General features: G+C 46.4%; 13 protein-coding genes. All 13 read right to left on the bottom strand.

Going from position 1 to position 15,106, the window contains the following annotated elements; all coding sequences use genetic code 11:
* Window positions 1-184: 184 nt before the first annotated feature.
* The 13 genes from ESE_RS0106025 to ESE_RS0105965 all read right to left on the bottom strand — a co-directional run bounded on the left by ESE_RS0106025 (window position 185) and on the right by ESE_RS0105965 (window position 15,087).
* Entirely contained in the window at window positions 185-1,873 is a 1,689-nt protein-coding gene (locus ESE_RS0106025) for a DAK2 domain-containing protein (RefSeq protein WP_010372789.1), read from the bottom strand.
* A 26-nt stretch (window positions 1,874-1,899) separates the two neighbouring features.
* Window positions 1,900-2,262 (bottom strand): Asp23/Gls24 family envelope stress response protein, encoded by a 363-nt coding sequence (locus ESE_RS0106020; protein WP_010372786.1) that lies wholly within the window; start codon window positions 2,260-2,262, stop codon window positions 1,900-1,902.
* 135 nt (window positions 2,263-2,397) lie between these two features.
* Window positions 2,398-2,598 (bottom strand): 50S ribosomal protein L28, encoded by a 201-nt coding sequence (rpmB, locus tag ESE_RS0106015; protein WP_003609111.1) that lies wholly within the window; start codon window positions 2,596-2,598, stop codon window positions 2,398-2,400.
* Window positions 2,599-2,749: 151 nt separating this feature from the next.
* Window positions 2,750-3,415 (bottom strand): thiamine diphosphokinase, encoded by a 666-nt coding sequence (locus tag ESE_RS0106010; protein ID WP_010372784.1) that lies wholly within the window; start codon window positions 3,413-3,415, stop codon window positions 2,750-2,752.
* Window positions 3,415-4,074, bottom strand: coding sequence for a ribulose-phosphate 3-epimerase (gene rpe / locus ESE_RS0106005; protein WP_010372782.1), 660 nt, complete (start codon window positions 4,072-4,074; stop codon window positions 3,415-3,417). Before rpe ends, ESE_RS0106010 begins: the two co-directional genes overlap by 1 nt.
* Before the next feature lie 30 nt (window positions 4,075-4,104).
* Window positions 4,105-5,019: a ribosome small subunit-dependent GTPase A gene (gene rsgA, locus ESE_RS0106000; RefSeq protein ID WP_010372779.1), complete on the bottom strand. Its 915-nt coding sequence runs from the start codon at window positions 5,017-5,019 to the stop codon at window positions 4,105-4,107.
* A gap of 12 nt (window positions 5,020-5,031) precedes the next feature.
* Window positions 5,032-7,005 (bottom strand): Stk1 family PASTA domain-containing Ser/Thr kinase, encoded by a 1,974-nt coding sequence (pknB, locus tag ESE_RS0105995; protein WP_010372776.1) that lies wholly within the window; start codon window positions 7,003-7,005, stop codon window positions 5,032-5,034.
* On the bottom strand, window positions 7,006-7,746 hold the full coding sequence (locus ESE_RS0105990; protein WP_010372773.1) for a Stp1/IreP family PP2C-type Ser/Thr phosphatase: 741 nt from the start codon (window positions 7,744-7,746) through the stop codon (window positions 7,006-7,008). It abuts the gene before it with no gap.
* A 36-nt stretch (window positions 7,747-7,782) separates the two neighbouring features.
* Window positions 7,783-9,156, bottom strand: coding sequence for a 16S rRNA (cytosine(967)-C(5))-methyltransferase RsmB (rsmB, locus tag ESE_RS0105985; protein WP_010372770.1), 1,374 nt, complete (start codon window positions 9,154-9,156; stop codon window positions 7,783-7,785).
* Window positions 9,140-10,102 (bottom strand): methionyl-tRNA formyltransferase, encoded by a 963-nt coding sequence (fmt, locus tag ESE_RS0105980; protein ID WP_010372767.1) that lies wholly within the window; start codon window positions 10,100-10,102, stop codon window positions 9,140-9,142. The genes rsmB and fmt overlap by 17 nt, the downstream gene beginning before the upstream one ends.
* A gap of 55 nt (window positions 10,103-10,157) precedes the next feature.
* Window positions 10,158-12,578, bottom strand: coding sequence for a primosomal protein N' (gene priA / locus ESE_RS0105975; protein WP_010372763.1), 2,421 nt, complete (start codon window positions 12,576-12,578; stop codon window positions 10,158-10,160).
* Window positions 12,579-12,774: 196 nt separating this feature from the next.
* Window positions 12,775-13,965, bottom strand: coding sequence for an acetate/propionate family kinase (locus ESE_RS0105970; RefSeq protein ID WP_010372759.1), 1,191 nt, complete (start codon window positions 13,963-13,965; stop codon window positions 12,775-12,777).
* A gap of 114 nt (window positions 13,966-14,079) precedes the next feature.
* Complete coding sequence (locus ESE_RS0105965) at window positions 14,080-15,087, bottom strand: class I SAM-dependent methyltransferase (RefSeq protein ID WP_010372756.1); 1,008 nt, start codon at window positions 15,085-15,087, stop codon at window positions 14,080-14,082.
* Window positions 15,088-15,106: the final 19 nt, after the last annotated feature.

Genomic DNA, 15,106 nt, shown 5'->3' with positions numbered 1-15,106 from the left:
ACGTTACGATTAATCCCCCAACATTTTCCGACGAACTATTTGTGCTTTTGCTTAAATTTTAACCATTTACTCATTTTTATGCTCGAATAAGCCCTCATTTGGGGATAGGTGTGATTTTTGTGCAAAAAAACGCCAACACATTCGAACTAGCGAACGTGTTGGCGTTTTTCATATTTACATTAAATTATTCAACTGACATCAAGATTGGGTAAAGTGGTTGGCCACCATCGTGGATTTCAAATTCCAAATCCTCATCAAGTACCAAGCCAGCTTCTTCAAGCTTGTTTGCGTCATCCTCAGTTGCTTCTTGACCGTAGTAAACCGTCACAAGCTCTGAATCGTCGTCAATCATCTTGCCCAGCAATTCAACCGCAGCTTGATGGATATCAGCATCTGGTACTGCCACGACGATTTCACCATCGAACAAACCAATTGCATCACCAGCATGAATCTCCAAGCCATTAAGCGTCGTGTCACGAACAGACGTCGTCACGGCACCAGACTTAACATCACCCAAGGCTGCTGTCATCGCTTCAGCATTGTCGTCAAGCGTTCCTTCTGGGTTGTAGCCCAAAACCAACGCCGTCAAACCTTGTTGAATCGTACGCGTACGAACAACCTTAACTGGCACGTCTGCGATTTCAACTGCTTGATCTGCTGCCATAAAGATATTGCTATCGTTTGGCAAAATCAACGCTTCCTTCGCACCGCTATCCTTAACCGCATTAACCAAGTCTTGCGTTGAAGGTGCTTGCTCAGAATCAATCACAACCGTTGCTCCTGAAGAAGCAAACAATTCCTTAATTCCTGCACCAGCCGCCGTTGTGATAACTGCCAAATCTACAGCAGGCTTTTCAGCCGCTGCTGCAGCATCAGCTTCACGTTGGGCTTCAGCTGCGGCAGCCGCCTCAGCTTGTTGGTCACGCATGTTATCAACCTTAACCTTACGCAATGAACCGAAGTGCGTTCCCCAGTTAATCACTTCACCAGGGTCTTCAGTGTGCACGTGCACCTTAACAACTTCGTCATCGTTGATAACCAACAATGAGTCACCCATTTCAGCTAGGTGTTGGTAGAATGTATCATAATCAAATTCCTGATCATAGGTCGTTCCCTTGGCGATATCCACCATGATTTCCGTGCAGTAACCATAAGTGATATCTTCAGGGTTCAAATCACCTTGTACACCGGCATTGTGCAAAGCCATTACCATGGCATCCAAAGCCGCATTATCAATTTCAGTCGTCACTTCTTCACCAGACAAAACTGTGTAGAAGGCTTCCAAAACAATTACAAGACCCTGTCCACCTGAATCAACAACCCCCACTTCTTTCAAAACGGGCAATAAGTCAGGTGTTGATGCCAAAGCCTTTTCCGCTGCATCCAACGTTGCCTTCATCACAACAACTGCATCGTCAGACTCCTTAGCCGTCCGATTAGCGGCCGCAGCGGCTTCACGGATAACAGTTAGGATAGTTCCTTCGGTTGGCTTCATAACGGCCTTATACGCCGTCTCAGCACCGCCCATCAAGGCGTCAGCCAAATCACGGGCTGTCAAAGTTTCCTTATCAGCAATCTTTCCGGCAAAACCGCGGAAAATTTGAGACAAGATAACACCTGAGTTACCACGAGCACCCATCAACAAGCCCTTCGACGTTGCTTGCGCCAAAGCACCCAAGTGGGTATCCGTTTCATTACGTTCGTACTCGGCACCACTGGCCATTGACAACGTCATGTTTGTTCCCGTATCACCATCAGGTACTGGGAACACATTTAATTTATTAATCTTTTCCGCGTTATTCTTCAGCGCATCGGCTGCCGCGTTGATCATCTTACCAAACTCGACGTTGGTAATCGTCGTTACAACTTCCACAGTTCTCAACTCCTTATAACTAGGTTTTAGTCGCCTAGCATGCGCACACCTTGTACCGTCACATTTACTTCACTAGCCACGATACCGAGCATGACATTCAAATCGTTTTTTACACGCGCTTGCACGCTCTTTGAAATTTCAGAAATCTTCATACCATACCCGACAATAATGTGAACATCAACTGCCACACCATTCTCTTGTTGGCGAACGACAACTCCCTTAGCGAAGTTATCGCCATTCAAAATTTGGTTGACCCCATCGCGAAGTGGGTTTTGGCTGGCCATACCAACAACACCATAGTTATCAGTAGCTGCACCCCCAACAATCGTCGCAATGACATCATTTTCGATCTCAATCGCACCTTGCGTTGTTTGAATCTTAACTGCCATCTGTATGACCTCCGTATAAAACTATTTCTATTTTACCATAGGATAGGCCAGAAACAGTTTTTTTGAAGAACTTGTTTACTTTTCAACAAGTCCCGTAAAAAAGAAAAAAGCCACCGTAGACGGTAGCTTTATCTATTAAACACGCTCAATTGAACCGTTCTTCAAACCAGCCTTCAAAGTACGAGCTGACAAGTACACCTTCTTAGGTGCTGAACCGTTAATCTTAACCGTCACCTTTTGCAAGTTTGGCTTCCAGCTACGACGGCTTGAGTTAAGGGCGTGTGAACGTTGGTTACCGAAGCGAGTACGCTTTCCGTTGACTGCATCAACTGCCATATGTTTACCCTCCAATCTTAAGCTCTTTAATTCAGTGCTTTTATTTACTTGAACAATAATATCAAACCCTTACCAGTTGTGCAAGGGTTTTGTGTAAAGTATTTTTACTTTACACGAATATCACAAGGTGATATTTTGGCAAACCCCCGACTTAGTCGCTTGTCTGCCCATTTAAGTCACGACTTTGAATCACCGCAACCATGCCGGAAGTAAATTCGAAATGATTCACCTCACCCGCAAATTCGTTTGACGAAAATGAAAAGGGGTTCCCTGACCAATCCGTCAAACGATATTTTTCATCAACTAACGTTAGCCCCGTGACTGGTGTCAGTGGCATAAACCCTAGATAGGTCATCCCCAGTGTATGCGTAATTGTGTGCTGGCCTGGCAGATAAAACGAAATTTCATTTGTCCGATCAATGAGCACAATTTTGGTTGCTAACGTTTGAAAACGTGGTTGCGTAAAAATCCAAATATTTGACAGTAACTGATCGATCCGGCCACCAGTGGCCCCGTATATTTCAATGCGGTCCGGCTGATAGTCTTGTTCAATCAGTGATAGTAACAGCTCTGTGTCCGTCTCATCCTTTTCAGGTTGTGCACTCACGACCCGTGGCAACTTCGCCAAGGTCGTTTCACGTTCAGTCGCTGTCATCGAATCAAAGTCGCCCACTGTTAGTAGTGGCACTTGATTCATGGCTAATAATCGTAATGCGCCTCGGTCAGCCGCTGCCCATGGGCCGTCTAACTGACCTGCGTGCAACGCATCCGGCCACTCAGATAGTGGGCCCCCGACTAACACACGCATCCGTTTCATTAGTCTGACGTTACTTCCTTCAAACGCGCAATCTTAGCCGCTGGGTCAACCTTGTCAAAGACATATGAACCAGCAACTGCAACGGTTGCACCGGCTTCATAAGCTAACTTGGTCGTCTCATCATTAGCACCACCATCGATTTCAATATCGAAGTCGTAGCCCTTTTCACGCTTAATTTCAGCCAAACGGGCAATCTTCTCCAACGTCTCTGGCAAGAACTTTTGACCACCGAAACCAGGGTTAACCGTCATGACCAAAACTTGATCAACCATGTGCAAAACCGGCTCAATTGCCGCAACTGAAGTACCAGGGTTAATAACAACCTCAGCCTTAATACCGTGGTTCTTAATTTGTTGCAAAGCACGGTGAATGTGTGGCGTGGCCTCATAGTGGACACCAATAATGTCTGAACCAGCCTCTGCAAATACGTCAATGTAACGTTCTGGTTGTTCTACCATCAAGTGAACATCCAAAACCATGTTGGTCACTGGGCGCAAGGCTTTTACCCAAGCTGGACCGTATGAGATAGATGGCACAAACATCCCATCCATCACGTCGATGTGAACAAATTCCGCACCTGCAGCTTCAATCAACTCAATATCCTTTTGCAAGTTGATGTAATCTGCAGACAAAATTGAAGGTGCTACCTTAATCGTCATGTCTAAACCTCTTTTGTCTAATCTCAAAAATTAGTGTTTCTTGTCATGTTTATTATAAACCGGGCGTCGGCCTTCAATCAAATCGTAAAATAGCTTGTAGTTATCATAACGAGATTGCATGATTGTACCGGCTTCCAAAGCATCCTTCACAGCGCAACCTGGCTCGTTTAAGTGCACGCACCCACGGAAGCGGCAGTTAGGGGCTAAGGCATTAAATTCACGGAAGTAATGTGTTAAATCACGCGCTTCCATGTCAAAGACTTCAAAAGCTGAGAATCCTGGCGTATCCGCGACAAAGCCACCAAACAGTTGCACAAGCCCAACCTGGCGGGTTGTGTGGCGACCACGGCTCAAAGCTTGCGACACCTCACCAGTGGCTAAATCTAGCTCTGGGGCCAAATGATTCAACAGGGTGCTTTTTCCAGCCCCAGTTTGTCCCATCACGACCGATAATTTATCAGCTAACAAGTCCTTCACTGCCAGCAAACTTGGTTCATCAAACGCAACCGCTGGCAAAATCACTTGGTAACCAGCCGCACGGTACCCGTCTGCAACTTTAATCATGTCAGCCATTTCTGTGGCGTTTAACAAATCCGTTTTTGTGAAGTAAATGACCGGTTCAATGTCTTTCTCTTCCAACGCAACCAATTGACGATCAAGCAAATTGCTTGACCAATCGGGCATTTTGACCGCCGTCACCACAATTGCTTGATCAACGTTTGCAACTGGTGGCCGTACTAAACTGTTTTCACGTTCATCGATATCCAAGATATAACCTTCATCCTTGGTCTCGGCACTGAACGTTACCCAATCACCAACGAGGGGCTTCATATCGCGCTTGCGGAAATTACCACGTGCACGAGTTCGAAAAAGTTCACCCTCGTCAGTCAGGACATCATAAAAGCCAGCCAAGGCTAATTGAATTTGTCCATGATAATCTGCCATATTTTCTCCTATTTAATTTGAGCTACTCTTGCTACTTGTCGCTGATGACTTGCTACTTGAACTGCTTGCTGGCGTACTCGTAGAGCTGCTTGGCACACTATCGTCACCGTCAACAGATGAGGCTGGCGTATTAGAGGTGTCCTTGGCAGCTTCTTTTGCGGCCTCTGAGGCAGCTTTAGATGATTCCTTTGCAGACAATGAGGCTGCTTCAGAATCGGCAATTGATTGCGACTCCGCTATCGATGCAGAGACACTTGATTCACGGGCTGCTTCGCTAGCAGCCTTTGCTTCAGGATTTTCACCCTTTGATAGGGTGACCATCAGCATATCGTTCGTCGTAATTTTTGATCCCGGCGTAATCGATTGTGATACCACTTCATCTACCGCAATGCTATCTGAATACACTGAATTGTACGTCACGGAAATACCGTTTTCAGCAGCCCAGGAAGCCACTTCTGAGCGGTCCTTGCCACTAAAATCAGGTACCGCATAGCGTTTTGGTCCAGTCGACACCTTAAAGCGAACTGTTGTCTCGCCTGGAATAACCCGGTCTTCAGCATCTAGATTCTGCGAAATAATATATCCCGCCGGAATTGAACTATTAGCTGTTTCAGTCTGTTCAACCGTAAAGCCCTTCGCCTTCAACTTGTCAGCCACCGTCGTATACTTCTCGTTGACGTAATCGCCGAAGCGGACTTTCGCAGGCCCTTTGGACACAATCAGGTCAACTTCGGCACCTGCCTTGATACTTTTGCCACGGGCTGGCGTTGTTCGAACCACCTTACCGCGATCAATTGTGCTCGAGCTGGTCGTTGTCACATCCCCGACTTCCAATTTAAGACGTTCCAAAGCCTGTGAAGCATTGGCTTGCGTCATCCCACTAACATCTGGCACCCGCACCAATGCTGGTCGCGTTGCCCCGTAGACACCTAACCCAATCACTAAGGCTGCGACAATGCCCAAGGTTACCCAGATCCACCGCCACTTCGACTTAGGATTATCGGGGGTTACAGCCGTTGGTTCAGCTGTAACCGCTGATGACGTCGCCGCCTCACTAGCAGCTTCCGTACTTGCCATCTCATGAATCGGCGCCAATGGAATAACCTTTGTCACCGTATCATCAACGGCTTCATTCGGATCTTCCCACCGCGCTTCATTAACCCGATTGGGAGATAATGCGGTTGCTAAATCAGCTGCCATCTCATGCGCCGAGGCATACCGACTCATCGGATTTTTTGCTGTCGCTTTCAAAATAACATTTTCAAGCGCTTGTGGCATGCGTGGATCGATATCCCGGATTGACGGCATCGGCTCTTGCGTATGCTTAACCGCAACGGCAACCGCTGTTTCCCCATCAAATGGCACATGCCCAGTCAGCATCTCAAACAGCATAACCCCCAATGAATAAATGTCACTGCGGACAGTTGCTACCTCACCCTTAACTTGCTCTGGCGCCATGTAGTGAACCGAACCAATCGCTGTGTTCGTTTGCGTCATACCAAATGACGTTTGCGCACGTGCAATCCCGAAATCAGTAATTTTAGCCTCACCATTTTGATTAATCAAAATATTTTGCGGCTTTAAATCTCGGTGGACAATGCCAGCTTTGTGCGCTTCACCAACCCCTGCCAGAATTTCACTCATGATGTCGATGACACGTGTCACTGGAATTGGTTGTCGTTCAGCAATATACCGCTTCAAATCCATACCGGAAACGTATTCACTCACCAAATATTGCGACCCGCCATCTTCACCATAGTCATAAACCTGAATGATATTCGGATGGATTAACGCCGACGTTGCCGCAATTTCATTTTCAAACCGTCTGCGCACTGACTCGTTATCACGCATATCTAAGCGCATTAACTTCAATGACACATCCCGATCCAAAATAATATCGTGTGCCCGATAAACATTGGCCATACCACCTTCACCCAGTGGTTCAATAATGCGGTAACGATCGCCAATTAGTTGATTAATCTGCATTTAGCGATCCTCACTTTCTTGTTGGCCAATTAGAACAGTCACATTATCAGACCCACCCGCGTCATTCGTTTGGGCAATAAGTGACGCCACCGCATCTGTCAAATTATCAGATGCTAAAATTGTTGCCAATACTTTGGCATCCGAGACGTGTTTCGGCATGCCATCTGTTGTTAATACTAATAAATCACCTGGCCGAGTTGCAAATTCAAATACATCCGGATTCGCTTCTTCAGTCACACCCAATTGTCGTGTAATCACATGACGCCCCGGGTGTGCAACTGCCTCATCGGCTGTAATGGCACCACGTTGCAATAGTTCGCTAGCTAAATTGTGATCAACCGTGAGTTGTCGCATTTCGTCATCACGAATTAAGTAGGCACGTGAGTCACCTAAATTCGCAATCACAACTTGTTCAGCCAAGATAACGGCCACAACCAGTGTTGTCGCCATACCACGCAGTGTCCGGTAACGATTTGCTTTTTTTAAAATTGTTTCATTCTCTTGTGCCGTTTGCTGGAGCATCCAATCTTTGGCCGCCCAAATATCGTGAACATCAGTTTGTTGCCATTCATTACCAATATGTGAAACCGCCATTGTCGCCGCAACATCTCCACCGTTTTCACCACCAACACCGTCTGCGACAATCGCTAATTGCGCCCCTGTTTGGTTAATAAAAACACCCACGTAATCCTGATTGTCGGCACGAACACGTCCAGTATCGGACGCATACGCAATTTTCATAAGGTTGCCTTCCTTTCAGTTGTTACCGTCTGATTTTTAAGCTTTCTTTTGCAACGTTGCAATAAAGAAACCATCTGACTCGAAATCATCTGGGAACATGTGCACCATCCCACGATCATCTTGCGCCTCAAGATCATACGCCGTGTACGTTGGTACTAACTCAAAGTCAGGGTGTTCAGCCAAGAATTGATCAACCACATCTTCGTTTTCTGATTGCAGAATCGTGCAAGTACCATAGACCATGCGGCCACCAGCCTTCAACTTAGGTGCGGCCGCTTCCAGGATACCTAATTGAATCTTCTGCAAGCTTAAACTATCTGCCATTGTTTTGTCATAGCGAATTTCAGGCTTACGACGTAGCAAGCCAAATCCCGAACAAGGCGCATCAACCAAAATGCGATCAAATTGTTCATCCGCAAAGGCTTCATCTACCTTGCGAGCATCCAATGTGCGCGCATGAACACGGTCGGCCACATGAAGGCGTTCTGCGTTCTGATTAATCAAACCAACCTTATGATCATGAATATCTAAAGCCTCGACAATACCACCTTCAGTTGCGTTCAAGTATGTCGCAATTTGCGTCGTCTTACCACCAGGTGCAGCGGCAGCATCAAGCACTTGCATGTCAGGATGGATATCCAAACTTGGCGCCATCAGCATGGCTGATTCATCTTGTAAGGTAACCAAGCCATCTTTAAATGCTTGCGAGCTTGCAACGTGACCGCCCGACAACAACAAGGCATCTGGCGTAACCTTAGACGGCGTAACCGTAAAGCCTTCTGCCTCCAAAATGTCCGTGGCTTCAGCGACTGTTGTGACAGCCAAATTAACCCGGGCGGATTGGGCTGGCGCATCGTTAATCGCCATTGCAATCCGTGATGCCTTTTCCCAACCTAATTCCGTCGTTAATTGATTAATCAACCACTCTGGCAATGATGCCTCGATTGACAAACGTTCAACCTTATCAGTAATTTCATCAAATGAGCGGACACCTTCACGATCGATTGCGTGTAGGACACCTGTCACAAACTTGCGGACGCCATCGTGACCACGACGCTTAGCGATATTGATTGCCTCATCAAAGATTGCATGTGTCGGAACCTTGTCCAAGAACTTCATTTGGAAAAGTGAGATGTATAGCAACTCACGTACCCAGGCGTCCAACTTTTCAGGCTTTTTCACGAATGGCGTCAACCAGTATTCCAACGTCATCCGGCGCTGAATTACCCCGTAAACCATCGTGGTCATCAAGTGCACATCGCGCTCATCTAATTCCGCTTGCTTGACCGTATTATTTAATTGCAAATTTGAGTACGCGCCATTGCGAATTTTTTCCAACGTGCGGACTGCCATGGCACGCGCATTATGTAGTTCCCATTCAGCGACCTTATTGCTAGTTCCCTTGCTCATCGGTAATCACCATCTCTCCTTCTTCAAACTTAGCGTGACCATTCAAGTACGCCGTCACGGTCATCTTAGGCTTACCCGCCGGTTGTAACTCATCAATCGCAATAATGTGACCATCACCAGCTGCCAACCACAAATCATGCTTGCCCTTTTTAACAACTGTTCCGGCAGGCGCATCGGTCGTTTCATCAACCAAGTGTGTTTGTTGAATCTTTGTCCGGACCCCGTTAATCGTCGTGTGCGCGATTGGGAATGGATACAAGCCACGCACGTGATTATGAATCTCGCGCGCAGAACGAGTAAAGTCTAACACCTCTTGTTCTGGCGTAATGTTTGGTGAGAACGTGACATCATCCTCATTCTGTGGCTCAGGCGTCACGTTCCCAGCAATTAAGTCTGGCAACGTTTGCAACAACAAATCACGTCCCAACAGGCTTAACTTATCGAACAACGTTCCTGTATTATCATCATCCAAAATCGGCAACGTCGCCCGCGAAATAACATCGCCGGCGTCCATGGCCTTAATCATATACATAATTGAGACACCTGTTTCAGCATCACCATTCAAGACAGCGTAGTGAATTGGTGCGCCACCGCGGTACTTTGGTAGCAATGACGCGTGCACATTGATGGCTGCAATTTGCGCTGCTTGCAACAACTTGGTTGGCAAGAACTGCCCATAAGCTGCCGTAATCAACAAATCCGGCGCCATCGCAATAACCTCGGCCATTTCTTCTGAACCAGATAACTTTTCTGGTTGCAACACGCGAATACCTGCAGCAACTGCCGCTTCCTTAACCGGTGTTGGCGTCAATACACGCTTACGACCAACCGGCCGGTCAGGCTGTGTCATAACCGCCAAGACATCATAGTTATCGTCGGCAATCAACGCATTCAAAATTGGTACTGAAAAATTCGGTGTTCCCATAAATACAATTTTCGTTGTCATGTTCCTGCTCCTCTTTTTTGCCTATGTATGGTCGCTATCGCTAGCGACCGTTAGTTTAAATAAAGTTGACTGGGTCACGATCAATTGTCAGCACAACCCCTTGCTTTTGCAAACGTTGACCGGCTGAAACTAGCTCTGTTAACGCCGCTTCCAAACCATCATCGTGCTTAAATTTAATGACCATTCGATAATAGTACTTGTTTTTCAAACGGGTAATCGCACCCGTTGACGGTCCCAACAACACAGAATCAGACGCAAGATGCTTCTTCAACCAGTTAGCGGTTTGATACGCAACTTTAGCAGCCTCATCCTGGCGTTCATGCGCGATTTTAATCTGAACTGTGTAATAATATGGGGCATATTGCCATGTGTGGCGCAAGTTCATTTCTTGCCGGTAAAATGCTTCGTAATCTTGGGTTTTCGCTAATTGAATAGCGTAGTGATCTGGATTGAAGGTCTGAATCACCACTTCCCCTTCTTTATCAGCACGACCGGCACGACCAGCCACCTGCGTTAGCAACTGGAACGTTCGTTCAGAAGCGCGATAATCCGGTAGGCCCAAGGTTGTATCGGCATTCAGTACACCCACCAACGTGACATCTGGAAAATCAAGTCCCTTCGCAATCATCTGCGTTCCCAGCAAGATATCAGCTTTTTTGTCGCCAAAATCTGCCAACATCTTGTCCGTTGCTCCTTTACGACGAGTCGTATCAACATCCATACGAATAATGCGCGCATCCGGCATCATACGTTGTAACTCTTCTTCAACCTTTTGCGTCCCCGTTCCATAAGGGCGAATGCGGTCAGAACCACAGTTTGCACAAGTTGTTGGAATAGGTTCGCTATAGCCGCAGTAGTGGCACTCCAACCGTCCCGTGTCTTTGTGAACCGTCATCGCCAAGTCACAGTTCACGCAACGTGGCACGTAACCACAATTGCGACACATCATAAAATTAGCGTACCCACGCCGGTTAAGCATCAAGACACTCTGCTCATTCTTATCAAGTCGGTCACGCAATTGATCAAGCATCTGTGGTGAGAAAATATCATCACCTCCCGCCTTCATCGCTTCACGCATATCAACGACTTCTGCTTTAGGCAGTGGATTATGCAGCGCACGCTCTGTCAATGTTAGTAGCGTATACACTCCCCGTTGTGCACGGGCACGACTTTCAAGTGACGGGGTGGCTGATCCCAACACAAGTGTTGCCCCATGTCGTTCTGCCCGCCATTGTGCAACGTCACGGGCGTGGTAACGTGGATTTTCATCCTGCTTGTAGGTCGGCTCGTGCTCCTCATCAATTACAATTAGGCCAATGTTTTCCAAGGGTGCGAAAATAGCTGACCGCGCCCCAACCACAACATTAACCTCGTGCCGTTCAACGCGACGCCACTCATCATAACGTTCACCTTCGGACAAGCCTGAATGCATAACAGCAACATCATCTCCAAACCGGCCTTTGACGCGACGCACCATTTGCGGTGTTAACGTTATTTCCGGTACCAGCATAATTGCCGTCTTTCCCTGTTGCAGGGTCCGCGCAATCGCTTGCAAATACACTTCTGTTTTACCAGACCCCGTAATCCCTTCGAGCAAGAACGTCTTCGTCTGGGCCTCACCTAAACTAGCCGCAATTGCGGTATAAGCTGTTTCCTGTTCTGGATTCAACGTCAATGGTGATGTTGGTTCAATCGGACTGCTCAATCGTGGCAACCGATACTCTTCAATCTCCGCCCGTTCAATCCAACCTTGTTCAGCAGCTTTTTTGATCGTTGGATAGTCCAATCCCTGGCTATCCAATACCGTTTTTATTGGGACAAATTCCTGAGGCGCTGTCATCAAATAAGTCAAAAAACGGGCTTGTTTAACCGCTGTCTTCCGCAAATTTTGACGTAAGTCATCATACTCACTGGCTGACAATAGTGGCTTCATCGCCAAAACAGTTTTGGCGGTCGCTCGATTATCAACCACGTACCCGACTTGTAAAACACCCGCTCGTTGCAGACGTTGTAATTTCGGCAATAATTCTGGCGCGATTTCCGTTTCGTTGAACGGTATCTCTGAGCGATCAGCAAACAGCACTTGCACATCCGGCTCGTTAGCTAGGCCATTTGGCGCAACTAACTGGAAGGTCTTTGAGTACTTAGCACGCATGACGTTTGGTAACATGGTTTGCAAGACACTGATGCGAAATGCAAAATTGGTTTCAGCCAACCACTGGCCTAAATCAAGTAATTCTTCGTTTAAAACTGGTTCAAGTTCGACAACACTTTCAATTGTCTTCAACTCAGTTGCTTCTTTAACAGCCGTAACAAAGCCAACTACAAAACCTTGAATCAAACGATTACCACGACCAAACGGTACAACCACGCGCATCCCCACGGCTAAAACCTCGGTCAATGCTTCTGGGACAGCATACGTGTATGGTTGATTCGTTTGCATCGTTGGCACATCAACAATCACTTGTGCATACATTTAAATATTTCCTTTCGTTAGACTCTATGTTCAAAAAGTATAAATTCGTACACTTTATTTTACCAAACTTAGGCAAATACCCCTAATTATGCCAGTAACGTTTTAAAGTTCCTTTGTGATTGTCGCAGCCAACACCGATAAATAAAAAAAGTTACGTACGATTCCTCATACGTAACTTTTGTATCGTTTCATTTGTTTACTTGTTATTCTTCAACAATTCAACGTCGCGTGCAATCATAATTTCTTCATCGGTTGCAACCTTCAACACCTTAACGGCTGAATCATCAGTAGAAATAATCATTTCATCATCACGTTGCTTGTTTTGTTCTTCATTCATCTTAATACCCATGAAGTTCAAACGGCTGATGATTTCTGAACGCAAGTCATCGGCATTTTCACCGATACCAGCAGTAAAGACGATTGCATCAATACCTTCAAGCTCCATGTAGTATTGACCGATGTAACGAACAACACGATCAACGAACATTTGGATAGCCAATTCAGCGTGTTCGTTTGTCTCACGAACAGCCTTCAAGTCACGCATGTCAGCTGACAACGTTGAGACACCAAGCAAACCTGACTTCTTGTTCAAGATGTTCAACATTTCATCGTTCGTCAAACCTTCACGCTCTTGGATGTAGTAAACCAAAGATGGGTCCACATCACCTGAACGAGTTGCCATCATAACACCAGCCAATGGCGTGAAGCCCATTGAAGTATCGTATGACTTACCATTCTTGATGGCCGTAATTGAAGCACCAGCTCCCAAGTGAAGCGTGATAATCTTCAAGTCTTCAAGAGGCTTGTTCAAAATTTCTGCCGTGCGGGCAGCCACGTAACGGTGTGATGTTCCGTGGGCACCATACTTACGAGCACCGTACTTCGTGTAGTACTCATATGGCAAACCGTACAAGTAGTTCTTGCGTGGCATTGTTTGGTGGAACGCTGTGTCGAACACAGCGACTGAAGTTGCGTTAGGCAACAACTTTTGGAAGACACGGATTCCCATAGCGTTAGCTGGGTTGTGCAAAGGCGCATAAGCAGCCAAACGGTCAATCTTTTCCAAAACATCATCGTCAACAACGACTGAGTGGTTAAACCATTCTCCACCCGCAACCACACGGTGACCAACACCTGTGATTTCGCTCAAGTCAGCAATAACGTTGTTTTCCTTCAATTGTTCCAACAACAAGTTAATGGCAGCCTCGTGGTTGTCGATGTCTTGAATCAATTCAATCTTTTCACCATTGTACTTCAACGTAAAGATTGAATCGCTCAAACCGATTCGTTCAACTTGTCCCTTTGCAATTACCTGCTCAGCTGGCATCTCAATCAATTGAAACTTCAATGATGAAGAGCCGGCGTTAATCGCCATAGTCTTAGCCATGTATACTTGTCTCCTCTTTTCCAAAACTGGAATTTGCTCAATATCTTTAAATAGTATAGCACAAAATTTACTGACTGAATTGTCAAATGTTTCACACACGTATCACGTGTGACACTATGCGTGGCGTAATGCGTTTGCCGTCATCCAAGCCGTAATTTCTGACACAAAATTCTTATTTTCTGCCACATTTGTCAATTCAGGCGTCCGCGCTAGCATAACGGGGGTTGCTTGGACAGCATCCCCACCTGATCGTTGCAAAACCAAGATAGCCTTGGCAGCCTTCTCATTAGTAAAGAGCTTTTCTGGGAATTGGAGTAGCGCTTGGAAGAAAACGTCTGAGCCTTGCAAATACTTCAAGATATTAGCCGCTTGCTCTGATTCGAACAAATTAGCCGGTACAATCAACGCCGCCAAACCACCTGGACGCAGTGCCTTAATGGCTTGCTCAATTAGCAAGTGGTGTACGTATGTCAGTCCGTCATCAGCTTGCGTCGTAAAATCAGTCGGCACAGCTGATGGATAATAGCCAACTGGTAAGTCTGCTATCACAACATCTTGATTCACAGCTGGTTGATCAGCGACTGCATCCGCCAAAGTTAGTTGCCAATCTAAGCCGAGCAAAGCGGCCATACCTGAGGCAATCGTCAACATCGTATCGTCGTTTTCAACCCCACTCGCTGTCATTTCATTCTTTTGTTGTCCCAAAACTTGCGCCACCGTTGCAAGCAAATTACCTGAACCGACCGTCAAATCAGTTACCTTTACTGGCTCACCTGCAGTCACAAATTGTTCAACGACAAAGCCTACCCACATACCAATGGCATCCGGCGTTACTTGATAGTTTGCTTGCAACCCATCTTCACGCATCGTTGCCACAAGCAATAGTTGTAGTACCTGACGCTTTAGTTCTGGGGTCATACCATCAAAATCAGCCGCTTGGATGTCAGCTAGGATATTTGCCTGATCCGTCGCTGAAAGCGTTGCCCATTCATCATCATCTTGCCCGAGCATCAACTCAAACACAATCACAAGCGCTTCAATTGCAGCCATGTCTAATGTTTCAACAAGCTTATTTTGTGCGGCTTGTAGTTGCTTAACCGCCTTCTCAATCGTTTCAAACATGTCTTTACCTCGTTTTTTC

This window comes from Weissella cibaria KACC 11862 (assembly GCF_000193635.1).
Taxonomy (GTDB): domain Bacteria; phylum Bacillota; class Bacilli; order Lactobacillales; family Lactobacillaceae; genus Weissella; species Weissella cibaria.
Note: the sequence above shows the minus strand (reverse complement) of the source record. Positions and strands in the feature narration are given on the sequence as shown.